General features: G+C 59.0%; 20 protein-coding genes. 10 read left to right on the top strand and 10 right to left on the bottom strand.

The window, feature by feature from the left end; genetic code table 11:
- The first annotated feature begins 60 nt into the window (after positions 1–60).
- Positions 61–1002, top strand: a complete 942-nt coding sequence (locus KHU33_RS17030) for an ABC transporter ATP-binding protein (RefSeq protein WP_211465054.1) — start codon at positions 61–63, stop codon at positions 1000–1002.
- Between the two features lie 65 nt (positions 1003–1067).
- Positions 1068–2378, top strand: a complete 1311-nt coding sequence (locus KHU33_RS17025; protein WP_211465052.1) for an ABC transporter permease — start codon at positions 1068–1070, stop codon at positions 2376–2378.
- 132 nt (positions 2379–2510) lie between these two features.
- Here the strand turns inward: KHU33_RS17025 and purL are convergent, their stop codons facing one another.
- Together purL and KHU33_RS17015 are read right to left on the bottom strand one after the other, a co-directional pair.
- A complete protein-coding gene (gene purL / locus KHU33_RS17020) occupies positions 2511–6515 on the bottom strand; it encodes a phosphoribosylformylglycinamidine synthase (protein WP_211465048.1) in 4005 nt (1334 codons plus the stop codon).
- Between the two features lie 185 nt (positions 6516–6700).
- Entirely contained in the window at positions 6701–7723 is a 1023-nt protein-coding gene (locus tag KHU33_RS17015) for a zinc-binding alcohol dehydrogenase family protein (RefSeq protein WP_211465046.1), read from the bottom strand.
- A 157-nt stretch (positions 7724–7880) separates the two neighbouring features.
- Here KHU33_RS17015 and KHU33_RS17010 point away from each other — a divergent pair, with 157 nt between their 5' ends.
- Positions 7881–8789, top strand: a complete 909-nt coding sequence (locus KHU33_RS17010) for a LysR family transcriptional regulator (RefSeq protein WP_211465044.1) — start codon at positions 7881–7883, stop codon at positions 8787–8789.
- Positions 8790–8806: 17 nt separating this feature from the next.
- Here KHU33_RS17010 and KHU33_RS17005 read toward each other — a convergent pair whose 3' ends face one another.
- Complete coding sequence (locus KHU33_RS17005) at positions 8807–9697, bottom strand: LysR family transcriptional regulator (RefSeq protein WP_211465042.1); 891 nt, start codon at positions 9695–9697, stop codon at positions 8807–8809.
- Between the two features lie 115 nt (positions 9698–9812).
- On the opposite strand from KHU33_RS17005, the gene KHU33_RS17000 reads away from it, so the two are divergent.
- The 4 genes from KHU33_RS17000 (at position 9813) to KHU33_RS16985 (ending at position 14806) form a co-directional block, all read left to right on the top strand.
- On the top strand, positions 9813–10412 hold the full coding sequence (locus tag KHU33_RS17000; protein WP_211465040.1) for a short chain dehydrogenase: 600 nt from the start codon (positions 9813–9815) through the stop codon (positions 10410–10412).
- Between the two features lie 114 nt (positions 10413–10526).
- Complete coding sequence (locus KHU33_RS16995; protein WP_211465038.1) at positions 10527–11729, top strand: DUF2252 domain-containing protein; 1203 nt, start codon at positions 10527–10529, stop codon at positions 11727–11729.
- Between the two features lie 153 nt (positions 11730–11882).
- The gene (locus KHU33_RS16990; protein ID WP_211465036.1) at positions 11883–13160 is read left to right on the top strand and encodes a D-amino acid dehydrogenase; all 1278 of its coding nucleotides are present in this window, start codon (positions 11883–11885) and stop codon (positions 13158–13160) included.
- A 140-nt stretch (positions 13161–13300) separates the two neighbouring features.
- Positions 13301–14806, top strand: a complete 1506-nt coding sequence (locus KHU33_RS16985; RefSeq protein WP_211465034.1) for an NAD(P)H-hydrate dehydratase — start codon at positions 13301–13303, stop codon at positions 14804–14806.
- A 1-nt stretch (position 14807) separates the two neighbouring features.
- On the opposite strand, the gene KHU33_RS16980 is transcribed toward KHU33_RS16985, so the two are convergent.
- From KHU33_RS16980 to KHU33_RS16965, 4 genes are all read right to left on the bottom strand, one after another.
- The gene (locus KHU33_RS16980) at positions 14808–15374 is read right to left on the bottom strand and encodes an NnrU family protein (RefSeq protein WP_211465032.1); all 567 of its coding nucleotides are present in this window, start codon (positions 15372–15374) and stop codon (positions 14808–14810) included.
- Positions 15375–15525: 151 nt separating this feature from the next.
- On the bottom strand, positions 15526–17520 hold the full coding sequence (locus KHU33_RS16975) for a S46 family peptidase (RefSeq protein ID WP_230414338.1): 1995 nt from the start codon (positions 17518–17520) through the stop codon (positions 15526–15528).
- 146 nt (positions 17521–17666) lie between these two features.
- The gene (gene hmpA, locus KHU33_RS16970; RefSeq protein ID WP_211465075.1) at positions 17667–18905 is read right to left on the bottom strand and encodes an NO-inducible flavohemoprotein; all 1239 of its coding nucleotides are present in this window, start codon (positions 18903–18905) and stop codon (positions 17667–17669) included.
- Between the two features lie 100 nt (positions 18906–19005).
- Positions 19006–19452, bottom strand: a complete 447-nt coding sequence (locus KHU33_RS16965; RefSeq protein ID WP_211465028.1) for an RrF2 family transcriptional regulator — start codon at positions 19450–19452, stop codon at positions 19006–19008.
- Between KHU33_RS16965 and KHU33_RS16960 the strand changes: the two genes are divergently transcribed.
- The gene (locus KHU33_RS16960; RefSeq protein ID WP_211465026.1) at positions 19451–19639 is read left to right on the top strand and encodes a hypothetical protein; all 189 of its coding nucleotides are present in this window, start codon (positions 19451–19453) and stop codon (positions 19637–19639) included. The two genes, KHU33_RS16965 and KHU33_RS16960, sit on opposite strands and share 2 nt — an antisense overlap.
- On the opposite strand, the gene aceB is transcribed toward KHU33_RS16960, so the two are convergent.
- The gene (gene aceB / locus KHU33_RS16955; RefSeq protein ID WP_211465024.1) at positions 19636–21222 is read right to left on the bottom strand and encodes a malate synthase A; all 1587 of its coding nucleotides are present in this window, start codon (positions 21220–21222) and stop codon (positions 19636–19638) included. The genes KHU33_RS16960 and aceB overlap by 4 nt on opposite strands.
- A 257-nt stretch (positions 21223–21479) precedes the next feature.
- On the opposite strand from aceB, the gene KHU33_RS16950 reads away from it, so the two are divergent.
- Positions 21480–22385 carry a LysR family transcriptional regulator gene (locus KHU33_RS16950; RefSeq protein ID WP_211465023.1) on the top strand — a complete coding sequence of 302 codons (906 nt, stop codon included), beginning with the start codon at positions 21480–21482 and terminating at the stop codon, positions 22383–22385.
- A 331-nt stretch (positions 22386–22716) separates the two neighbouring features.
- Positions 22717–23415, top strand: a complete 699-nt coding sequence (locus KHU33_RS16945; protein WP_211465073.1) for a TerC family protein — start codon at positions 22717–22719, stop codon at positions 23413–23415.
- 43 nt (positions 23416–23458) lie between these two features.
- On the opposite strand, the gene fghA is transcribed toward KHU33_RS16945, so the two are convergent.
- Entirely contained in the window at positions 23459–24313 is an 855-nt protein-coding gene (gene fghA, locus KHU33_RS16940; protein ID WP_211465021.1) for an S-formylglutathione hydrolase, read from the bottom strand.
- Complete coding sequence (locus tag KHU33_RS16935; protein ID WP_211465019.1) at positions 24313–25419, bottom strand: S-(hydroxymethyl)glutathione dehydrogenase/class III alcohol dehydrogenase; 1107 nt, start codon at positions 25417–25419, stop codon at positions 24313–24315. Before KHU33_RS16935 ends, fghA begins: the two co-directional genes overlap by 1 nt.
- Positions 25420–25570: the final 151 nt, after the last annotated feature.

Raw genomic sequence — 25570 nt, 5'->3', positions numbered from 1 at the left:
GACGTTGAGAGACAGGAAACAAGCAATTACAATACAGCAACTCAAATTAGGGAACGTACGATGGCCACCACGCTGCTCAACGTATCCAGCCTCTGCAAATCCTACGGCGACAGGCGGGCTGTCGACGGCGTTTCGTTCCAGGTCCGGCAGGGACAGACGCTCGGCCTGATCGGACCCAACGGCGCCGGCAAATCGACCACGGTCGGCCTGATCTGCGGCCTGCTCAGACCCGATGCCGGCGAAATACTGCTGGATGGGATCGCGGTCAACGCCGGCAACAGCGCCGCCAAGCACAAGATCGGACTGGTGCCGCAAGACCTGGCGCTATACGAAGATTTGTCGGCCAACGAAAACCTGAAACTGTTCGGCGCGCTCTACGGCCTTAGCGGCAGCCACCTGAAAACACGCTGCAGCGAAGTGCTGGCGCTGGTCAACCTAAGCGATCGCGCTAGCGACAAACCAGCCAGTTTTTCCGGCGGCATGAAGCGCCGGCTCAACATTGCGGCCGCGCTACTGCACGATCCGCAGTTGCTGATCCTGGACGAACCGACAGTCGGCGTCGATCCGCAAAGCCGCAACGCCATCTTCGACAGCCTTGAACAGCTCAAACGCCAGGGCCGCTCGTTGATCTATACCAGCCACTACATGGAAGAAATCGAAAGGCTGGCCGACCACATCGTCGTCATCGACCACGGCAAAGTGCTGGCCGATGAAACCCCGGCTGCGCTGTACCGGCGGCTGCCGGCGCAAGCAGCGCTGCAGGTCGATCTGGCGCTGCCGGCCGACGCCATCCTGCTGGAACAGATCCGCCGGCAGCCGGGCGTTATCGACATCACCAGCAAAGACAATTGCCTGCAGATCGGGCTGCAGGATACCGGCGATGCGCTGCCGCTGCTGCAATGGCTGAGCGCCGGCGGCAGGCAGCCGCTGCATTTCATGACCGCCAAGGCCAAGCTGGAAAACATTTTCCTCGGCCTGACCGGACGCAGCCTGCGCGACTAAGCGCCGGCAGACTAAGCGCAGGAAAATACAAAGCCTCTCCTTCTTCCCATTTCGGAGCACCGCCCATGAGCGCCTTGACTGCCCTGGTCCGCAAAGACCTGATCCTGTACCTGAGCAACCGCCGCGCGCTGCTAATCAACCTGCTGATGCCGATCGTGCTCGGCGCCTTCTTCGGCTATCTGTTCGGCGGTTCCGGCGCCGTCAGCAACGGCAAGGTCGAGATTGCGCTGGTCCAGCTGGACGACAGCAGCACCAGCAGCAAGATCGCCGCCGGACTGAAGGCAGATAGCGCACTTAATGTGCAGGAACTGCCGCTGGCGACGGCGCAGGACAAGGTCCGCCACGGCAAGCTGAGCGTGGCCGTGGTACTACCGGCCGGCTTCGGCACAGCAGCCAAGAACGCCTTCTTCGGCGGCCACAACAAGCCTGATATTGCGCTCTATTACGATCCATCGCAGGAGGCGGTGCTGGCAATGGTGAAAGGCATGCTGACCCAGCACGTGATGCAGAACGTCAGCGCCGAGATGTTCGACATCAAGGCCACCGACTCCTACCTGAACACCAGCATCGAAACCTTGCAGCGCAACGCCTCGCAGAATCCGGATCTGCTGAAGATGCTGAGCAGTATCAAGGAATACCAATCGCGCTTAACCAAGAAAGAAAGCGAGAGCAACGAAGAGAAACAAGTAACCCCGGTAAAACCGGAGCAAGCCGGCTTGTCAGTACCCTACTCTACCCACGACCAAGCGCTGACTTCCGGCCTGCAGAAATATAATGGCTACGCCCACGCGTTCGCCGGCATGAGCGTGCAGTTCATCCTGTTCATGGGCGTAGACGCCGGCATTGCGGTGTTGTTATGGCGCCGCATGGGCCTGTGGAACCGGCTGCTGGCGGCGCCGATCACGCTCAATACGGTGTTGCTGGCGCGCGCACTGTCCAGCACGATCATCGCCTTCGCTATCTTGTGCGTGATTTTCCTGTTTGCCATGCTAGTGTTGAAAGTGCAGATCGCCGGCAGCCTGCCCGGCTTCATCGGCGTCGGCATCAGCTTTGCGCTGGTCACCGCCAGCTTCGGCCTGTTGGTCGCCGCCTTCGGCAAGACCCCGGAAGCAGCGCGCGGGCTGGCCATGTTCGCGACACTGATCATGGTGATGCTGGGCGGCGCTTGGGTGCCGGCCTTCCTGTTTCCACAGTGGCTGCAGACGCTGACGCTGGCGGTGCCGACGCGCTGGGCCGTCGACGGCCTGGACGCCATGACCTGGCGCGGCCTGGGATTTGATGCAGCATTGCCTGCGATGGCGGTGCAACTAGGATTTACTGCGCTGTTCGGCAGCCTGGCCGTGTGGCGCTTCCGGCGCGATGCAGGAACGGAATAAGGAGTAAGCCGGAATTTTTCCGGGAACAGAACGCAGCCACTGATCTCGGGCTGCGCTTTTTTTAAAAATCAGACTGCTGCAAGAAAACAGCTGGCGCTTCATGGCGAAGCGCCAGCATAGAACCTGACTGGCTTAGCCGACCCACTTGCGCGCATTGCGGAACATGCGCATCCAAGGCGAATCTTCACCCCACGACTCTGGATGCCAGGACTGCTGGACGGTGCGGAATACTCGTTCGGCGTGCGGCATGCAGACCGTGAAACGGCCGTCCGGCGTGGTCACCGAGGTGATCCCTTGCGGCGAACCGTTGGGGTTGTACGGATAGCCTTCGGTCACCTGCCCCTGGTTATCGACGAAGCGCATGGCGACCAGCGCTTCCTTGATATCGCCGGTTTGCGAGAAATCGGCAAAACCTTCGCCGTGCGCGATGGCGATGGCGCTTTGCGTGCCCGCCATGTCTTGGAAGAAAATCGACGGCGATGCTTCGACCTGCACCATCGAAAAACGCGCTTCGAATTTTTCCGATTTGTTGCGGGTGAATTTCGGCCATGCCTGGGCGCCGGGAATGATCGCCTTCAGGTTGCTCATCATCTGGCAACCGTTGCAGACACCGAGTGCAAAGGTGTCGCCACGCTGGAAGAAGAGCGAGAATTGCTCCGCCAGCTTGCTGTTGAACAAGATCGTCTTGGCCCAGCCCTCACCGGCTCCCAGCACATCGCCGTAAGAGAAACCGCCGACTGCGATGAAACCCTTGAAGTCGTCCAGCCGGGCGCGGCCGGCAATCAGGTCGCTCATGTGGACATCGACAGCCGAGAAACCAGCCTGATGCATCACATAGGCAGTCTCGACGTGCGAGTTGACGCCTTGCTCGCGCAAGATTGCCCCGCGCGGTTTGGCCGCTAGGCTGAGGAAAGGCGCGGCAATATTGTCTTGCAAATCGAAGGGGATCTTCGGGCTGATGCCCGGATCTGCGGCATCCAGGATACGATCGTATTCGGCATCGGCGCTGGCGGGATTGTCGCGCAGGCGGGCGATGCGCCAGCTGGTTTCACTCCACAGGCGTTGCAGATCGATACGGCTCTGGCTGTAGATGGTCTTGGCGTCGCGGCTGAATTCGATGACGTCGCGTGCATTCGGTTTGCCGATGATATGACTGCATGCACCCAAGTTGAAGCTGCGCAGCACATTCATGACATCCGATTTCTGTTCGGCGCGCACTTGCAGCACCGCACCCAGCTCTTCGCTGAACAGCGCGCGCAAGGTCAGTTCATTACGGCGCTCGGCCACCTGGCCGGTCCAGTTTTTCGAATCGCCCCAGTCGGCTGCGTGTTCGCTTTCCATGGTCAGGATATCGAGATTGATCGACAGCCCGCTGTGACCGGCAAACGCCATCTCGCACAGGGAGGTGAACAGGCCGCCGTCGGAACGGTCATGGTAGGCCAGCAGTTTTTGCTCGCTATTGAGTTGCTGGATCGCGGCGAAGAATGCTTTCAAGTCTTCGGCGCTATCGACGTCCGGCGTCTCATTGCCGATCTGCTGCATCACCTGGGTCAAGGCCGAGGCGCCCATGCGGTTCTTGCCGCGCCCGAGGTCGATCAGGATGATCGCCGTATCGCCAACATCGGTGCGAAGCTGCGGCGTCAATGAACGGCGGACATCGCTCACCGGCGCGAATGCGGAAACGATCAGCGACACCGGCGAAGTCACGGCCTTGGCTTGATCCTGGTCTTTCCAGGTGGTGCGCATCGACAGCGAATCCTTGCCGACCGGGATGCTGATGCCCAGCGCCGGGCACAACTCCATGCCGATCGCCTTGACCGTGTCGAACAAGGCGGCATCCTGGCCCGGCTGGCCGCAAGCGGCCATCCAGTTGGCGGACAACTTGACGTCGGAAATATCGGCAATCGCTGCAGCGGCAATGTTGGTCAGCGCTTCACCTACTGCCATGCGGCCGGATGCGGCGGCGTTGATGACGGCCAGCGGCGTCCGTTCGCCCATCGCCATCGCTTCGCCCAGATAACCCTCGAAACTCATGCTGGTGACCGCGCAATCGGCGACCGGAATCTGCCACGGGCCGACCATCTGGTCGCGCACCGAAGTAGCGCCCACGGTGCGATCGCCGATGGTGATCAGGAAAGATTTGTCGGCCACCGTCGGCAGTTTCAGCACGCGCTGCGAGACTTCCAGCAAATCCATGCCGGTCAGGTCGACTGCCGGCAAGACTGGATTCAGATGCGTGACGTCGCGCTGCATTTTCGGCGGTTTGCCGAGCAAAACATCCATCGGCATGTCGACTGGATTATTGTCATGCTGCGGATCGATCACCTTCAGCTGGCGTTCTTCGGTAGCCGTGCCGACCACCGCAAACAAGCAGCGCTCGCGCTGGCAGAAATATTCGAACAGCGACAGGCTTTCAGGCGCAATCGCCAGTACGTAACGCTCTTGCGATTCGTTGCTCCAGATTTCCTTCGGCGCCATGCCGCTTTCTTCCAGCGGCACTTTGCGCAAATCGAAAATCGCGCCGCGCTTGGCGTCGTTGGTGATTTCCGGGAAGGCGTTCGACAGGCCGCCGGCGCCGACGTCATGGATCGACAAAATCGGGTTCTTGTCGTCCATGGCCCAGCAGGCATTAATCACTTCCTGAGCCCGTCTTTCCATTTCCGGATTGCCGCGCTGTACCGAATCGAAATCGAGATCGGCGGTATTCGAGCCGGTCGCCATCGACGACGCCGCGCTGCCGCCCATGCCGATGCGCATGCCGGGGCCGCCCAGCTGAATCAGCAGGCTGCCGACCGGCAGATCGTTCTTCTTGGTGTGCTTGTCGGAGATGCTGCCGATGCCGCCGGCGATCATGATAGGCTTGTGATAACCCTGCACATTGCCGCCGACGTTTTGTTCGTAGGTGCGGAAATAACCGCCCAGATTGGGACGGCCGAATTCATTGTTGAACGCAGCGCCGCCGAGCGGGCCGTCGATCATGATTTGCAAGGCCGAGGCGATCCGCTCCGGCTTGCCGTACTGGCTTGCATCCTGCTGGCCGGCAACGGTCACGTCAGCCGCGTTTTCCCATGCCTGCAGCGCGTCCGGCAACTGCAGATTGGATACGGTAAAGCCGGTCAGACCAGCCTTCGGTTTGGCGCCGCGGCCGGTTGCGCCTTCATCGCGGATCTCGCCGCCGGCGCCGGTGGAAGCGCCAGGGAAAGGCGAAATAGCCGTTGGGTGATTATGCGTCTCGACCTTCATCAAAATGTGCGTCAGCTCATCCGAAGCACGATAGGTATTGCCTTCCGCCGCGCCGCGCGCATAGAAACGCGACACGGTGGCGCCTTCGATAATCGACGAATTGTCGCTATAGGCGACGATGGTGCCCTTGGGTTGCAATTGATGGGTATTCTTGATCATCGCGAACAAGGACCTGTCTTGCGCCTCGCCGTCGATGATCCAGTCGGCGTTGAAAATCTTGTGGCGGCAATGTTCGCTGTTGGCCTGGGCAAACATCATCAGTTCAACGTCGGTCGGATTGCGCTTGGCGCCGGTGAAGGCGGCCAGCAGATAATCGATTTCGTCGTCCGACAAGGCCAGCCCCAATTCGCCATTGGCTTGCTCCAGGGCGGCTTTGCCACCAGCCAGCAAATCGACAAAAGCCAGCGGTTTTGCATCCAGTTCGCGGAATAAGTCGGCAGCTTGTTCGGCGCTGCGCAAAACGGTTTCCGTCATGCGGTCGTGCAGCACATCGGCGATAGCGCGCACGCTGTCGTCGCTGAGCTTTTTAGCGCCGCCCAGCAAACCGCTCTTGAGTTTTACCTGATACGCAATGCCGCGCTCGATGCGCTTGATGTGCGTCATGCCGCAATTGTGGGCAATGTCGGTGGCCTTGCTGGCCCATGGGGAAATCGTGCCGAAGCGTGGGATGACGATGAATTCTTCGCCGCCTTCACCGGCAGTGAACGGGTCGCCATAAGTCAGCAAAGCGTTCAGACGGCCGATATCGTCCTGACTGAGCGAGGTCGAGGCATCGACAAAATGGTCGAAACGCCCTGTTACTTCGACGACATTGCTGTCGATCGCTTGTAACTGGGCTAGAAGACGTTGGGAACGGAAGGCAGGCAGAGCGTTGGAACCGGGCAAAATCAACATGGCGAGGAGGGAGTTGATGCAGCGTGGCTGCGGGTTAAATCAGAAGCCGCAATTATACAGTGCCGACCAGCCCGCTGCCCCGGGAACTGATGACAAAATCACCTTGCCGCGCCACGCAAAAGCATGGCAGGCAGGAAAAGCGCAAGCTATCCCAGCCCGTCATTGCATTTCAGACAACTTAGCACTTAAAAATCCTTGAGAACGATCTTGCCGATCACCCGCCCGGTTTCCAGCGTGGCGTGGGCTTGCCGCAGATTAGCGGCGTTAATCGGCGATAAAACCTGGTTTAACGTGGTAACAACGGTCTTGTCGTCGATCAAGCGCGCTACCTGGTCCAGCAAACTGCCCTGCTCCTGCATGTCGGCGGTCTGGAACATCGAGCGGGTAAACATGAATTCCCAGAAAAAGCCGGCGCTCTTGGCTTTCAACAGGCTGACGTCGAGCGGCGCGGCGTTTTCAACGATGGTGCAAATCCTGCCTTGCGGCGCGACAGCTGCTGCCGCCGCCGGAAAATGGCGGTCGGTATCGTTCAGGATCAGCACGTAATCGACCTGCTCGAAGCCCTGCTGCCTGAGCTGCGCCGCCAGATCGCCGAAATGGTTGATTACGTGTTGCGCCCCGAGATCACGCACCCACTTTTCAGATTCCGGGCGCGAAGCGGTAGCGATCACGTTCAGACCGGCGACTCTGACTGCCAGCTGGATTGCTATCGAACCGACGCCGCCGGCGCCGCCGATGATCAGGATCGATTTGCGCGGTGCCGCCGGTGTAGGCGACTGCGCCACCTGCAGGCGGTCGAACAGCGCTTCCCAGGCGGTGATGGCCGTCAGCGGCAACGCAGCCGCCTGTTCAAAGGATAGCGATTGCGGCATGCTGCCGACGATCCGTTCATCGACCAGCTGGAACTCGCTGTTGCTGCCGGGACGGGTGATGTCGCCGGCATAAAACACCCGGTCGCCAAGCTTGAAGCGGCTGACCTCCTGTCCCACCGCCTGCACCACGCCGGCGGCGTCCCAGCCCAGCACGCGCGGCGTCTTTTCAACCGTATCCTTGGGCGCCCGTACCTTGACGTCGACCGGATTGACGGCGATCGCCTTGACTTCGACCAGGATATCCCGGCCTTGCGGCGCAGGCTTGTCCAGCACCACATCGAACAGGGATTTGGGATTATCGATAGGCAGATAACGGCTTAATGCGATGGCTTTCATGCTGACTCCTGAAGATTTACTAGGTGTTGATTAACCACGCGTTGATTAACTTGCGATGGCCAGTACCGATTACAGCTCGAATGACAGTCATTATGATAATGTTGAATTATTTTATAAAGATGGCAGTATTTGATTCACTTTCAAACAAAATTTGACAATGTATTCAACCACCGACTTGCAACTGTTCATTCATACCGCCGACCTCGGCAGCCTCTCGAAAGCGGCGCGCCAGCTCGATTTTCTGCCTGCAACCGCCAGCGCCAGCCTGAAGCGGCTGGAACAGCAACTCAATGCGCGCCTGTTTGTACGCTCGACCCGCAGCATGCGGCTGACGCCGGCTGGCGCCCTGTTCCTGGACTATAGCCGCCAGGCTCTGGCCTTGTTGCAGGAAGGCCAGGCGCTGCTCAATGCCGACGGCCCGGTGAGCGGGCATCTGCGGCTGTCGATGCCATCCGATGTCGGCCGTAATATATTGCTGCCGTGGCTCGACGCCTTTCAACAAAACTATCCGCAAGTGACCTTGTCGCTGCAATTTTCCGACCGCGTCGTCGACTTGTTTCGCGATCCGGTCGACGTCGCTTTCCGCTACGGCAAGCTGGACGACTCGACTCTCATATCGCAGCCGCTGGCCGCCAGCCGCCGGGTGGTGGTGGCTGCGCCGTCCTACCTGGCGCAGCATGGCCGGCCGCAAGCGCCGAAAGACCTGCTGAATCACAACTGCCTGCTGTATTACCTGCAGCGCGGCTTGTTCAACAACTGGCGTTTTTATGCCGGCAAGACCCCGATCGACGTCAAAGTACGCGGCGACCGCATGAGCGACGATGCCGCGATTGCAAGGCTGTGGGCAATCGCCGGCATCGGCGTCGCCTATAAATCCTGGCTGGATGTGCGGCAAGATGTGGCCGAAGGACGCCTGGAAATCCTGCTGGAACAATTTGCCGGTGAAGAAGCGCCGCTCAGCATGGTCTATCCGCATCGCAACAGCATGTCGCCGTCGCTGCGCGCGTTGCTGACATTTTTGCGTGAAAAATTCGAGGCGATCGACCAGGGCATCGGCTTGAATTGATTTAAATACAACAACTGTTAAGAATGCATGCCAAAGTGGTCGACAATGAACTCGACAAACGACTTCAGCTTCGGTGTCATCTTGCGATTCGAGGCAATCACGATGTGCATCGGCCGGTGCTCCAGCTCATAGTCGGTCAGCAAACGCTGTAGGCGGCCGGCGGCAACCTCGTCGCGCAGCAAGGCTTCCGGCTGCATGATGATGCCGATGCCATTCAAGGCAGCGGTGCGCAGAGCCAGGCCGTTGTTGGCGCGGAAATTACCATGCACCTCGATCTCTTGCCGCACGCCGGCCTGCGAAAACTGCCACAGGTTATAGCGATTGCCGTGCGCAAAACTGAGGCAATTATGAGCGGCCAGTTGTTGCGGCGTCTGCGGCGTACCGCAACGCGCCAGGTATTCCGGCGCTGCGCACACCATTGCCCGGTACGGCTGCAAGGGCCGCGCGATCAGGCTGGAGTCGGGCAGCGCGCCGATCCGGATCGCCACCTCGAATCCCTCTTCGACCAGATCGACCACTCTGTCATTGAGCGACAGATCAAGTTCGACATCGGGATAGCGCTCTAGATAGGCGCGCACTACGGCAGCCAGCATCTGGCCGCCGAAGGTGGCCGGCGCAGTCACCCGCAATACGCCGCGCGGCAGCAGCTGCATTTGCTTGACCGAGGCGTCGGCGGCCTCGATTTCCAACAGGGCCTGCTTGCAGCGTTCGAAATACAACTGGCCGATCTCGGTCAGGCTCTGGCGGCGCGTGGTGCGGTTCAAGAGGCGCACGCCGAGTTGCTCTTCCAGCTGGCGCACATGCTTGCCGACCATGGTTGGCGAAATCCCGGCCTCCTCCGCGGCGGCTGAAAATCCACCCTTTTCCACTACCCGGACGAAAATCTGCATACTGGTTAATCTATCCATAAAACCTCTTATTAATAACCACTGGTTTCAAGTGATATGAATATTAATCCATTTATCCACCACAGAGAAGCAATCATACTGACACCCTGATTTCAACCTCATCAAGGAGCTCAACATGAAAATCGCTGTTATCGGCGCCACAGGCACAGTCGGCAAGGCAGTCGTGGCGCAATTGGCAAGCCGCCACGACATCATCGAAGTCGGCAACACCAGCGGCCAGTACCAGGTCGACATGACCGACATCAAGAGCGTGGAGCAATTGTTCGACAAAATCGGCAAGATCGACGCCGTCGTATCGACCGCAGGAAAATTGCATTTCGGCCCGCTGCAAGAGCTGACGCCGGAGAAATTCGAGATCGGCTTGCGCGACAAACTGATGGGGCAAATCAACCTGGCACTGGTGGCGCAGCATCGCTTGAACGATGGCGGCTCGATCACCCTGACCAGCGGCATCCTCAGCGAAGAGCCGATCCTGCAAGGCGTCAACGCTTCCACCGTGAACGCCGCCCTGGATGGTTTTGTGCGCGCTGCCGCCATCGAACTGCAACGCGGCATCCGTATCAACGTAGTCAGCCCGACGGTGCTGCAGGAATCGCTGGCCAGCTACGGAGCATTCTTTTACGGCTTCGAAGCGGCACCCGCCAGCCGCGTCGCCCAGGCATACAGCCGCAGTGTCGAAGGCGCGCAGACCGGCCGCGTGTATCGGGTCTGGTAAGCCTACGTGGCCTCCTGAGGAAGCCGCATCGTCGTTGTCGGCATTTTGTCCACACGATGCGGTAAGATTGGCGGCAGATCGAACGCAGCCAATCCCATCCTCAAGAGGCTTGTCATGGTGAATGTAGTAAAGCGCATCCAGGAATACAACGCAGGCCGCGATCCGCAACGCCTGCAGATGAAATACCGCAACATGCGCAACGATCCCTTCACCTTTCTGCGCGGGACCTGCCATCTGTTCTACGAACGCCTGCCGCAAAGCGGTTTGATGCGATCAGCGCCGCTGGCCTGGATTTGCGGCGATATGCACCTGGAAAACTTCGGCAGTTACAAGGGCGATAACCGCCTGGCTTATTTTGACCTGAACGATTTCGACGAGGCCGTGCTGGCTCCCCTCAGTTGGGAACTGGTGCGTTTGCTGACTAGCGTGTTGATTGCTGCCGACGGCACACCCAATGGCGTTGCCGACAGCCGGCTCCTGTGCCGCAGCCTGATCGACGCTTACGGCGCCGCCCTGGCGCTAGGCAAACCTCGCTGGGTCGAGCGCGATACCGCACAAGGCATGGTCGGCGACTTGCTCAATAGCTTGCGCGGACGCCAGCGCGCCGACTATCTCGATACCAGAACCATACGTAAAGGCAAACTACGGATGCTGCGCGTGGATGGCAAAAAAGCGCTGCCGGCATCCGACAAACAGCGCGCCAAAGTCAACGCATTCATGCAGCGCTTTGCCAGCGAACAGCCCAATCCCGATTTCTACAAGGTGCTGGACGTGGCGCGCCGCATCGCCGGCACCGGCAGCCTCGGGGTCGACCGTTACGTGATTCTGGTGCAAGGCAAGGGTTCGCCGGACGGCAATTACCTGCTTGACTTGAAGCAGGCGCTGCCGTCTTCATTGGCGCCGTATTTAAAGGTTGCGCAACCCAAATGGAAGAACCAGGCACAACGCGTGGTGGCGCTGCAGCGGCGCTGCCAGGCGGTATCCATGGCCTTCTTGCAGCCGGTCATGCTCGGCAAGACTTCTTACGTGCTGCGTGGCCTGCAGCCCAGCGAAGACCGGGTAACACTCAAGCAGCCGCGCCACACGCTGAGCGAAATCCAGCAAGTCATGACCGTCATGGGCAATCTCGTCGCCTGGGCGCAGTTGCGCAGCGCCGGTCGCCAGGGATCGGCGATTGCCGATGATCTGATCGCTTTCGGGCAAAGCAAGAAGTGGAAAAAGCAGTTGCTGGACGCCGCCCGTGATTGCGCGGCGCAGGTGCGCAAGGACTGGCAGGCTTATAGCAAAGCATATGATGCTGGCGCGTTTAAGTTATAGCTGCGTTGTAGCTGCCTTATAGCCGCGTTGTAGCCGCAGCCAGCGCTCCTGGGAAACTTCCAACGGCGACGTAATTGTGCCTTGCTATCCTATTAGCAAGTAATTCAAGGTATGATTCTGGTCGCCTGCAACGCGTGGTGCTGCGCAGAACCCTTGAGAACAACAGTGATACAGCAGCAGACACAGAAACAAATCGTGGTTATCGGCGGCGGCGTGATGGGAGTCTGCAGCGCTTACTTTCTGGCCGAAGCGGGGCATCAGGTTGCCGTAGTCGAACAACGCAGCAATGTCGCAGAACAGTCGACACTGGGTAATTCCGGCATCTTGTCGGCCGGCGCGGCCCTGCCTTGGTCGGCACCCGGCTTGCGGCGCAAGATCCTGGCGGGCATGTTTAACCAGGAAGCGCCGAATGTGCTCAACGCCCGCTTCAGTCCTTCGCTATGGCGCTGGATGCGGCGCTGGATGGCGGAAGCTGAGCTCCAGCGGTTTCGCTCCCACACCCATCAAATGCAAAGGCTGGCCTCTTACAGCCAGGACTTGCTGGAGCAGATACAACAGCATTTCCAGCTCGACTTTGAACAAAGTCCCGGCTTGCTGCGCCTGTTTCGCAGCGAAGCCGAGCTGGCGGCGCTAGCCCCCACCCGGGAACTGCTGACCGAATGCGGCGTGGCGCATCAGCTGCTCGACGAAACTGCCGTGCGGCTACAGGAACCGACCCTGGCCGGCGCCGGCAAGCTGGCGGGCGGCTTGTACTTTCCGGATCTGGGTTCCGGCAATTGCACCTTATTCACCAAACAATTGAAAGCCATCCTGCAAGGGCTGGGGGTGCAGTTCCATTTCGACAGCACGGTTAGCGCCATCGCTCCGCAAGGCGCGCAGGTCGGCTTGCAGATAGACGGCGATCTGTTGCTGGCCGATGCCGTGGTGTGCGCCGCCGGCAGCGCCAGCGCCCAGCTGTTGAGACCGCTGGGACTGCGCTTGCCGCTGCAGGCGATCAAGACCTATACCGCCACCGCCGCCGTAAAGAATTATGAAGTAGCGCCGCAGATGGCGGTGCTGGATGACAGCTACCAAGTCACCATGGCGCGTATCGGCGCCCGTATCCGCCTGGCCGGAATTGCCGAATTCGGCGCGCAAGACTTGTCGCTCGACGACAAGGCCATGCGCACGTTGCTGAAAGTGGCGCACGACTGGTTCCCCGATGCGGCCAATTTCAACAGCGCCAGTTTCTGGTGCGGCCACACGCCGATGCTGGCCGACGAAGTGCCGCTCATCGGCCACACCGGCGCCAGCAATGTTTTTGTGAATATCGGGCACGGCGGCTCGGGCTGGAGCATGGCGCTGGGCGCCGCCAAGGTATTGGCAGATCAGGTGTCCGGACGTGCACCTGAGGTTGATCTGGACGGGCTGACAGTGGCGCGCTATCGTTAGCAGTACATCGCAACTTTGCTTTCGCATTCCCGGATCACTGACAAACGTAGTTAAACGGGGTCGGAGCTTCTTCACGACACGTTTTATCGTCGTAAAATTACTCTGACACCAGTTAGCGGAGCACGGAGTACACCATCCAAATGAGCGCCATCTACCCCGTCGCCGAAATCCGTAAAATCGAGCAAGCCGCCTTGCGCGAACTGCCGCCCTACAGTCTGATGCAACGCGCCGGCCAGGCTGCAGCGCAAGCGGCTTTACGCATGCTCCCCGGCCCGGCCCATGCCGCCGCCATCCTGGTGCTGGCCGGCCCCGGCAACAACGGCGGCGACGCTCTGGAGGCCGCCGCCGGCCTGGCTAAGGCTGGCGCCGAAGTGGTGGCCCTGCTCAAAACCGCTCCCTGGCAACTCCCTGCCGATGCGGCCCAGGCGCTGAGTCGCGCTCAGCAACGTGGCGTGCACCTGATGCCGCCCGAGCAGTTTGCCAAGATTGACGGCAGTCAATGGACATTGGTCATAGACGGCCTGTTCGGCATCGGCCTGGGCCGGGCGCTGGAGGGCGAATGGCGCAGCCTGGTGCTGGCCGTCAATGCGATGGCGTGCCCGGTGCTGGCTCTGGATGTGCCGAGCGGACTGGATGCCGATACCGGCGTTGTGGTGGGTGGAACTGCCGGTATCGCAATCCAGGCCAGCCACACCATCACCTTCATCGCCGACAAAGCAGGCCTGCATACCTGCGACGGCCCCGATTACGCCGGCAAAGTCGAAGTGGCGACGCTGGCGATTGCGGAGAACCATTTTCCCACGCCGCATATGTGGCTGAACCAACCCCAACTGTTCGCCGAATACCTACGGCCGCGCCGGCTCAATTCGCACAAGGGCAATTTTGGCGATGTCGCTGTGATAGGCGGTGCGGCAGGCATGGCCGGCGCGCCGATCCTGGCTGCGCGCGCTGCCGCCAAGTGCGGCGCGGGCCGGGTGTTTGTCGGCTACGCTGAGCAGCCGCCGGCCTACGATAGCGCACAGCCGGAACTCATGTGCCGCCACGCCGCCGATCTCGATTTTTCGTCAGCGGTGCTGGTGGTCGGCCCCGGCCTCGGCATGGCCGACGATGCGCTGACATTGCTGACGCGCGCACTGGCTGCGCTCAGTTGGCTGGTGCTGGACGCCGACGCCTTGAATCTGCTGGCGCGCCAGCCGCAACTGCAAGCCCAAGTCGCGCAGCGCCAGCATGCCGTGCTGATGACGCCGCACCCGCTGGAAGCCGCCCGTCTGCTTGGCGTCAGCACCAGCGAGATCCAGGCCGATCGCATCGCTGCCGCGCGCACCCTGGCCAGCCGTTTCAATGCCGTGGTAGTGCTGAAAGGCGCCGGCAGCATCATCGCCCGCGCCGACGGTGCAGCAGTCGTCAATTCGACCGGCAACCCGGCTTTGGCCACCGCTGGCAGCGGCGACGTCTTGTCCGGCATTTGCGGCGCTTTGCTGGCCCAGGGCTGGCCGCAGTGGGAGGCGGCGCTGGCGGCAGTGTGGCTGCACGGCCGCGCCGCCGATCAACTGGTGGCGCAAGGCATCGGCCCGATTGGACTGACTGCCGGCGAATTGATCCCGGAAATCCGCTTATTGTTGAATCAGCTGCTGCAGGATCGCTGATTCATACCCCCCAGGGCACCACCGCCACGCCCATCAGTTGGCGATGAAACGTCATCACGAGTAAAGCCAGCAGCAGGCCCGAGATAACGGCAATCACATCAAACTTCCACGCCGGAGTGAATTGCTTGTAACTTTTCCGATGAATCACGGAAAACAAATCGATCACGGCATAAGCCAGAAAAGCAGAAAACAGCAACGTGGCTTTGCCATGTCCATTTGCCAGCAAATGCACCAGAGCCCAGATTGCCAGCCCCAGCAGCATCGGGTGTTTTACCCAGGCTCGGATATGGGTTTTCATATTGGCGGCGGCAAATAGTATGAAGCTGATGACCATGGCCAATGGCGCGGCATGGCGGGCGCCGATGGACGACGCGAATAACCTGGTTCCACCGGGTGCTCTGGCGTAGCCGACTATGATCAGAATAAATCCTAGCGCTGCTAGCAAGGCGAACAGGCCCTTGTAGCGATTTTCACCAAAAGCATGGACCAGCGGTGCTTTCAAAGCGGGTGCAGTGGGAATCAGATGGAGGCCAAGAAAGAGCAGCAGCCCCAGGATCAATATTTCCAAAATCGTTCTCCTTGCATGAGAATCGAACGGCGGCCAAGGCCGGCCAGCATGTGCAATGAAAAAATCCCTCCTGGCGTCACCGCCAGGAGGGATTCATTATAAATACTAATTCCAAAACCTTGCTGCTGTTTTACCAGCTTCTGTCAATGCCTCAATGCGCCTGGATTTCCTTGACCAGGTCGCCACTGCCATAGACCTTGCCCAGGGTTTCCAGAATAGCGCCGCTATGCACCGCAATCGAGCGGTTGGTGCGTGGATCGAACCAGAACGCACCGCCCAGCGAATGGATATTGCCGTCGAAAATCAGGCCGACGATTTCACCGCTGCGATTGATCATTGGGCTGCCTGAGTTGCCGCCGATGATGTCGTTGGTGGTGGCGAGGTTGTAGCGTTGCGCCAGATTCAGCTTGCCCTTGGCGGCATCCCAAGATGCTGGCAAGGCAAACGGATCGGCGCCGGTATCGCGCTCGAACGCACCGCCGATTGTGGTGAACGGCGCGATTTTTTTATCGCCGTCTTGCCAGCCTTTGACTTCACCGTATGACAGGCGCAAGGTGAAAGTGGCGTCCGGATAGACGCTAGTGCCTTGCTGCGCAAAACGCGCCTGGGCAATCAGCTCGGAATTCTTTTGCTGTACCGATTCCACTTCTTTTTCATAGCGCTTGCGAAGTGCACGCGCGGCCGGATCGAGCGCCAGTTCCATCTTGATGAACGGATCATCGGATTTCAGGATGGCTTCTTTGCCGCCCTGCCACAGTGCCTTACGCACCGCCGGATCGCCCAGCTTGGTATTGTCGATCAAAGCGGCGCTGAGCTGATCAGGCGACTGCTTGCCGAGCACCTGCTTGACGAAAGGATCGTCGCTGCCGAGGATTTCGCGCAGCTTGGTGAGCGACAATCCCAGCATCACCTTTTCGTAATCCGGATACACCGGCGCGGTGGAAAACAACTCTTGCTCCAGCTCAGGCAGCTTGGCGTCGGCATATTCCGGCAATCGTTCGCCGTTCGGCTTGCTGCGCTCTTCCGCACCGCGCACCAAGGCCCGTGCGTAACTGGCGTATTTGCTGTTGAAACCGCGGCCGCTTTCGATCATGCCGTAAGGCGCTTCGATCTGACGGTAAGCCTGCTGCGACGCGGCGATAGCATCCCAGGCGCCGCCGACCTTGGCTTGCAGCGCGGGCTGTTGCGACACGAATTGACGCAAGGCGGTTTCCTCGTCCTGCTTTTGCTGCATCAGCACCGGATCTTGCAGAGCGCTGAGACGGCCTCTGAACGCCTTGTAGCCGTTTTCCACACCGAACAAGGCATGCTCGGCATTACGCGCTGCTTCTGGACTGGTCTTGCTGTATTGCTCCAGCACGCCACGCATTTCTGCCAGCCGAATCAGATTATTGACCAGCGTCAGATCGCGCAAGGTGGTCAGCTGCGACACCGTCAACTGACGCTGCGTCGAACCTGGCTGGCCGGTGACGAATACCATTTCACCGTCTTCCGCGCCGCTTTTACTGAACGGGAAATAATTCTCGATCTTGGCCGGTTTACCGCCTTCGTAGGCACGTAGCAAAGTGATGTCGAGATCGTAGCGCGGGAAGTTGAAGTTATCCGGATCGCCGCCGAAGAATGCGGCAGCCTTTTCCGGCGCCCATACCAGACGCGTATCCTGGAAGCGATGGTATTTATAGACCTGGTACTGGCCGCCGTGATACAGGTCGACCACGTCGCAGCGCACGGTTTCTTTATCGTTGCCGACACAGGCTGAAGTCAGTTTGGCTTTGACCGCATTTTGCGCATTCTTGAATGCCGCGCCATCCAGGCCGGCGGTCGCCTTCTTCACTTCGCTAGTCACATCGGTGATTTGTTCCAGCCGGTTCAATTCGATTTCCGGGCAGCTCAATTCTTGCTCGCGGCCCTTAGCCAAAAAGCCATCCTTGATCAGATTCTTTTTTGCCGTCGACAACTGGTCCAGACACTCGGAGGCGCAATGATGATTGGTCATCACCAATCCATCTTTCGACACAAAGGATGCCGAGCAACCGCCGGCAATCCGCACCGAACCCAGCATGGTGCGCTTGATCCAGGCCTCGCTCGGGGTAAATCCGTATTCGGCCTGCATCTTCGCCTTCGGCAAATTATCTAAAGTCCACATCCCCTCCGCTGCCATCGTCATGCCTGGAACCAGCAGTGCTGCAAAAAGCCAATGAATTCGCATCGTCTTCCCTAACGTTAATAAATTTTTAGGAGTAAAACATTACCACATTGAAACATAATGCGTCATCATCGGCCTGCAGCGTGCTATTGCAGGTGCTGCAGCAAGGATGGGCCGAATACTTCCTGTTGAATCTGATGCTCCGCTACGCCACGCGCCAGCAAGGCATCGCGCTGGATCTGCATGAATGGCGCCGGCCCGCACAAGAAGTAGGAACCGTCATGCGGCAGCAAGACGTCAGGCAATTGCGCCAGTTGCAAATAGCCTTGCTGCTGGTAATCCTTTTGCAGGTGATCGTCGTCGGCCGGTTTTTCATAGGCGATATGCGAGCGCACCTGGCCATGCCGGCGGCGTAAATTATTCAACTCGCCCTTGAGCGGATGGTGGCGCCCATTCAGCGTGGCATACAGGAAATTCACCGGCCGTTGCGGGCTCTGCTGCAAGCTGCTGTGCAGCATGCTCATCATGGGCGTGACGCCGACGCCGGCGCTGATCAGCACCAATGGCCGGCGGTCCTCTTGCTGCAATACGAAATCGCCGCAGGGCGGGCTGACCCACAGCACATCGCCTTCCTGATACTGGTCGTGCAACAGGTTCGATACCAGGCCGGCCGGATGGGCGCCGGCTGCGGCGCCATCTGTCGCAGCATTGCCTGGTTCGCGCTTGACGCTGATGCGCCAGTGGCCATTGTCCGGCGCATCGGACAAGCTGTACTGACGCAGCTGGCGCAAAGCCAGTTGTTCGATATTCACCGCGACGCTGATATATTGGCCCGGTTGGAAACTCGGCAACGTGCTGCCGTCTGTCGCTTGCAAATAAAAGGAGGTCACGCTATCGCTTTCCTTTTGTTTGCGAACTACCGTGACCGAGCGATATTCGCCAGGCTCGACGCCGTGCGCCTGATACTGCTTGCGCTCTTCCGCGATCAAGGCCGCCGCCAGCAAACCGTAAGCTTCGGCCCAGGCAGCCAGCAGTTCCGGGATTGCCGCCGCGCCGAGGATTTCTGCAATCGCCCCTAGCAAATGTTTGCCGACGATAGGATAGTGTTCTTCCCGGATCCCCAAGCTGACGTGCTTTTGCACGATACGGCTGATCACCGGCGCCAGCGCCTCGGGATTATCGATATTGGCGGCGTAAGCGAAGATGGCGGAAGCAAGCGCCTGTTGCTGTGTGCCGGACTGCTGGTTCGGCATGTTGAAAATATTCTTGAGTTCAGGGTGAGCGGCAAACAAACGCTGGTAGAAGCAACGGGTAATGGTGACGCCATGCTCACGCAAGACTGGAACTGAAGCGGCGATATAGGGACGGGAAGCGGCGGAAAGCACGGGGGAAATCATATATACATTCCTATTGTGACATTTAAAATACTACAATTAAGTTAAAAAAACGCGCCACACAATTGCAGCGCTACGGTTTTCTACAGGATCAAGCCCTCGCCGTCGGCTGAAAATGCATGCGCGCGATGACGTTGGAGGTTGGCGGCGTGACCAGCTCCGCCAGGTTGTGGCGGTTCATGCCGGCATAAAATTCTTGCTGGCCGACATCCAGCACGCGCTTCAGATGGCAGCTTCCTTTTAAAACGCAAGGCGGCTTGTCGCAATCGACCAGGCCGCCGTGCCCTTCCAGAGCGCTGAGAATATCGCCCAGATGCAAACTCGCCGGCGCCTGCGCCAGCCGCAAACCGCCGTTGCGACCTGGGGTTGCGCTGATCCAGCCCAGCTTGACCATCCGGTTGACCACCTTGTTCAGGTGATTCTTCGGGATGTCGAAATAACCCGCCAACTCGCCAACGGTAATCACGCCTTGTTCCGGCGTGGCCGCCAGATACATCAAGACGCGTAAACCGAAATCGGTGAATTTGGTGAATTGCATGACTTTGTTTCCTGCCGAAGGCGAAATATCGCTATGGGATGGCGCCATCATATTATTGTTGCATTTAAAAAGCAACAATAAAACCTCTGTTCGAAGACACATTCAAACTGAAGACAAAAAAAAAGCCGACCTCTCGATCGGCTTCTTACGCGGCATGCGGCTCAACCAGCCGCAAACTTCAATTTAGATTTCTTCGTACAGCGGCAATGTCAAGAACTCGGCAAACGAAGCCGAAGTCGACATTTCTTCAAAGATCTTGGCAGCGCGATCGTAGGTAGCGCCATCGCCAACCAGCGCCTTGACCTTGACCAGCTCTTCCGGAATCATCGCCACCACCATCTCGGCAGTCACTTTCCTGCCGTCTTCCAGCACGCCCTTGGTCGAGCGGATCCATTGCCACACCTGCGCACGGCTGATTTCGGCAGTGGCGGCGTCTTCCATCAGATTGTGAATCGGCACGCAACCGTTGCCGGCCAGCCAAGCGCCCAGGTAATGGATGCCGACGTTGATGTTGTAACGCAGGCCGGCTTCGGTGATCGGCGCTTCCGGTTTGAAATCGAGCAGATCGGCGGCGCTGACATTGACGTCCTCGCGCTGCTTGCTGATCTGGTTCGGCTTATCGCCCAGCACCTTCTTGAATTCGGTCATGGCCAGCTCAACCAGGCCCGGATGGGCTACCCAGCCGCCGTCGTAACCGTCGGTCGCATCGCGCGCCTTGTCGGTGCGCACGCCGCCCATGGCGATTTCATTCTTTTCCGGATCGTTCTTGATCGGGATCAGCGCAGCCATGCCGCCGATGGCCGGCGCGTTGCGCTTGTGGCAGGTCTTCAACAGCAGCAGCGCGTAGGAGCGCATGAACGGCGCCGTCATGGTTACCTTGGCGCGGTCGGCCAGGCAGAAGTCCTTGTCCAGCTTGAACTTCTTGATGCAAGAGAAAATGTAATCCCAGCGGCCGGCGTTCAGACCGGAACTGTGCTCGCGCAGTTCGTACAGGATCTCATCCATTTCGAAAGCCGCCAGAATGGTTTCGATCAGGACGGTGGCCTTGATCGTACCTTGCGGCAGGCCGAGTTCGTTCTGCGTCATCACGAAGATGTCGTTCCACAGCCGCGCTTCCAGGTGCGATTCCATCTTCGGCAGATAGAAATACGGGCCGGCGCCGCGCGCCAGTTGTTCCTTGGCGTTGTGAAACATGAACAAGGCGAAATCGAAAATGCCGCCGGAGATGCGCTTGCCGTCGACCAGCACGTGCTTTTCGTCCAGATGCCAGCCGCGTGGACGGACCACCAGGGTGGCTACCTTGTCGTTCAATTTATAGGATTTGCCATTCTGTTCCAGCGAAATCGTTTTGCGAATCGCATCGCGCAGATTGATCTGACCGGTGATCTGGTTATCCCAGACCGGCGAATTCGAATCTTCGAAATCGGTCATGTAGCTGTCGGCGCCGGAGTTGAAAGCGTTGATCACCATCTTGCGCTCGACCGGGCCGGTAATTTCGACGCGGCGGCATTCCAGGGCGGCCGGGATCGGCGCGATTTTCCAGTCGCCGTTGCGGATGTGCGCGGTTTCAGGCAGGAAATCCGGACGCTCGCCGGCATCCAGGCGCTTGGCGCGCTCCACTCGTACTGCCAGCAATTCCTGACGACGGGTTTCGAATGCACGGCTGAGCTTGGCGACCAGCGCCAGCGCATCCGGTGTCAGAATCTCGGCGTATCCAGGTTCAATCGCGCCCTTGATTTCCATCCCTGCGGGCAGTGTCAGTTGAGTCATGCTTTACTCCTGTTTGTTCTATGAATCGATTAATGTCTTCTGCAACGGTTCAGCTCACAAGCTATTGTGCGCCGCTACATTCTGTTTTTCACCATGCCGGATATGCAAAATCCTGAATGGCATTATCTAATTTTTACGCTATATAGTATATTTAAACCAAATCATCATAGGTGAAACGATTTATCATTTGATCTATGCGTTTTAGTCACAAGTGAGCTTAGCACAGCCCTCGCATCTAACAAACCCGGATCGGCGACATGGATCAATTCAAGCAGATTTCCACTTTTGTCGAGGTAGCCGCCAAAGGCAGCCTGTCTGCGGCGGCGCGCGCCGAAGGGATAGCGCCGGCCATGATCGGACGGCGGCTGGATGCATTAGAGGAACGCCTCGGTGTGAAACTTTTGCAACGCACTACCCGCAAAATCGCGCTGACCAACGAAGGCGAAGCCTTTCTGGAGGATTGCCAGCGCATCTTGTCCGACCTGGAAAACGCCGAAACCGCAGTCTCGGAGCGCAGCGCGCACGCCAGCGGCCATTTGTTGATTTCGGCGCCGGCCGGATTCGGACGGCAGCACGTGGCGCCGCTGATGCCGTCTTTTCTCACCGAACATCGCGACGTCACGCTCACCCTCAACCTGAACGACCGCGTGGTCGACCTGATCGGCGAAGGAATCGACGTTGCGATCCGCATTGCGTCGCTCTCGGATTCATCGCTGATCGGCGCCAAGCTGGCGGACAACAAACGTATCGTGGTAGCTTCGCCGGCCTACATCAAGCGCCACGGCAAACCGCACACTGTCGACGACCTGCAAAAGCATAATTGCCTGGCGATCAGCGGCGAAGGCAGCCAGCGCGGCTGGAGTTTCCGCCAAAACGGCAAGATTGTCACCGTCAAGGTCGCCGGCAACATGGTCTGCAACGATGGCCAGGTCTTGCATGACTGGGCGCTGGCCGGCAAAGGGCTGGCGTGGCGCTCGATGTGGGAAGTCGGCAGCGCGATCGAATCCGGCAAACTGGTCACGGTGCTGGACGAATTCGCCGCGCCGGGCAACGATATCTACGCGGTGTTCGCGCAACGGCGCCATCTGCCGTTACGGATCCGGGTGTTTGTCGATTTCTTGCGGCGCGCCTATGCCCAGCCTGATTACTGGCGCCACGGTTAACCCCGCCCCCATTTTTTCTTTGCTGATGTACAATAGCGCCCAGCCGCACGGCATTTCGCCTGCGGCACCCTCTCAAAGGGGAGTAGCTCCTGAACATTGATCGGCAATTATTCATTGCCCGATGTTCTGCAAGGTAGTCGTCATCACGGAACAGGCACAACGCCTGCGCCCGGTTACCTTGGCAGCATCGCTGTTGAGCAAGACCTTTGTCAGCATGGATCCCATGCAGGCAATGTGTCGCGTATACTCTCGTCACTCCTGATGTTGTCCATGCCAGAGGTTATTCATTAACCCTGTTGGAGACTTTATGGATTTTTCTGGCTTACTCTCAATGCTGGGCATGACTGACTGGAATGCGGGTGCATTCTTCGCCGCGCTGCTGGCTATCGTCGTTATCGACCTGGTGCTGGCCGGCGACAACGCCATCGTGATTGCGATGGCAGCCCGCAACCTGCCCGATCGTCTGCGCCGCAAGGCAATTATCTGGGGCACCATGGGCGCGGTCGTCACCCGGGTACTGATGACGATAGGCGTCGTCTGGCTGCTCAAGGTACCGGGCTTGCTGATGGTCGGCGGCATCGCCCTGCTATGGATAGCCTACCGCCTGCTGACCCAGTCGGATGACGGCGAAGCGCATGGCGCGAAGGCGACTACCATGGCCGCGGCACTGAAAACCATCATCATCGCCGATACCGTGATGGGTATCGACAATGTTCTGGGCGTGGCCGGCGCGGCCAAAGGAAGCATGGCTTTAGTGATTATCGGCCTGCTGATTTCGGTGCCGATCATGGTCTGGGGCTCGACCCTGGCGCTGAAGCTGATAGAACGCTTTCCGGTCACGATCTTTATCGGCGCTGCAATTCTGGTATACACCGCGATGCACATGATCATCGCGGAGCCGATAGCGCGACCCTTGTGGAATAGCATCCCGGGGCTGAGCTACGTAGCATACGCAATTGGTTTTGCTGTCGTACTGGGTGGAGGCTGGGCAGTCTCCAGACGACGTGGCAGCGAAAAAATCGCCGAATAATACTAAAAGCCCCGCCGGATCATCAGGCGGGGCTTTTTCAACTTCAAGACTTCTGATCTGCCGTCAGTATGCGCTGATGGAAAGCCAGATGATCTTCGATCAAAGTCGAAATAAAATAATAGCCGTGGTCATACGCTGGGTGACGGCGCAGCGTCAAGCTCTGCCCTGCCTTCTCGCAAGCGGCCTCGAACTGCTCCGGCAATAATTGCTCTGTCAGGAATTTATCTCCCAATCCCTGATCGATCAGTATTTCCTGCGGAAATGGCTTCGGCAGCCGCAGCATCAACTGCGTCGCATCGTAGTCCTGCCAGCTCGCCCGATCCGCTCCCAGGTAGTTGCTAAGCGCTTTTTGCCCCCACGGACAAAGGCTGGGCGCAGCAATCGGCGCAAATGCCGATACCGAACGGAACACATCCGGATTACGCAGGGTCAGCACCAGTGCGCCATGCCCGCCCATCGAATGGCCAAAGATGCCGATGCGGTCGGCTTGCGCCGGAAACTCTCGCACGATGGTTTGCCGCAACTCATGCAATATATAAGAGTACATCCGGAAATGCGCCGCCCACGGCGCTTGCGTCGCGTCCACATAAAAGCCGGCGCCGTTGCCGAAATCCCAACTGGCGTCGACACCGGCGATCCCGGTGTCGCGCGGGCTGGTGTCCGGCGTCACCAGCATGATGCCGTGCTGCGCCGCATAGCGCTGCGCGCCGGCCTTGATCATGAAGGTCTCTTCGGTGCAAGTCAGGCCGGCCAGATAAAACAACACCGGCACCGGACCAGACCGGGCTTGCGGCGGCTGGAACACGGAAAACCGCATGGGCAAACCGATCTCGTGTGACGCGTGCCGGTAAAAGCCTTGGGTACCGCCGAAGCAGGCGTGTTCGCTGATCAGCTCCATCAGTAGATCACCACCGAACGAATCGACTCGCCGCTCTTCATCAGATCGAAACCTTCGTTGATGCGCTCCAGCGGCAGGCGATGGGTAATCAAGTCATCGATATTCAGCTTGCCGTCCATATACCAATCGACGATCTTCGGAACATCGGTACGGCCGCGGGCGCCGCCGAATGCCGATCCCTTCCAGACGCGGCCGGTCACCAGCTGGAATGGCCGGGTGCTGATTTCCTGACCGGCGGCGGCGACACCGATCACGATCGACTGGCCCCAGCCCTTGTGGCAGCACTCCAGCGCCTGGCGCATGGTAGTAGTGTTGCCGATGCATTCGAAACTGTAGTCGGCGCCGCCATCGGTCAGGCCGACGATCGCGTCGACCACGTTCTCGACTTCTTTTGGATTGACGAAATGCGTCATGCCGAACTTACGCGCCATCGCCTCGCGCGCCGGATTGATATCGACGCCGATGATCTTGTCGGCGCCAACCATGCGCGCCGCCTGGATCACGTTCAAGCCGATGCCGCCGAGCCCGAACACCACCACATTCGCACCCGCTTCCACCTTGGCAGTGAACAGCACCGCACCGACGCCGGTGGTGACGCCGCAGCCGATATAGCAAACCTTGTCGAACGGCGCATCTTCACGGATCTTGGCCAAGGCGATTTCCGGCACCACGATGTAGTTGGAAAAAGTCGAGGTGCCCATGTAATGGAAAATCGGCTTGCCGTCGATCGAAAAACGGCTGGTGGCGTCCGGCATCAAGCCGCGCCCCTGGGTCGAACGGATCGACTGGCACAGATTGGTTTTCTGCGACAGGCAGAATTTGCACTGACGGCATTCCGGCGTATAGAGCGGAATCACGTGATCGTTCTTTTTCAGGCTCTTGACGTCCGGTCCGACATCGACCACCACGCCGGCGCCTTCGTGGCCCAGGATCGATGGGAAAATGCCTTCCGGATCAGCGCCGGACAAAGTGTAGTAATCAGTATGGCAGATGCCGGTGGCCTTGATCTCGACCAGCACCTCGCCGGCGCGCGGGCCGCCCAGTTCGACTTCTTCGATAGTCAACGGCTGACCGGCTTTCCATGCAATAGCTGCTTTGGTTTTCATGTTGCTGCCCTTTACCAGAATGTATAAGGAAATACAGGATTATTCGATACTGACAGTGAACTTGCTAATTACTCGGCGTCGCGGATTTTGCTCAAAGCGTCATCGATACGCTCCACGGCGATCACCTTCAAGCCTTCGATGTCCTGTTTTG

Source organism: Collimonas silvisoli (genome assembly GCF_018305005.1).
Classification (GTDB): domain Bacteria; phylum Pseudomonadota; class Gammaproteobacteria; order Burkholderiales; family Burkholderiaceae_D; genus Collimonas; species Collimonas silvisoli.
This window is presented reverse-complemented; position numbering and strand designations above follow the sequence as displayed.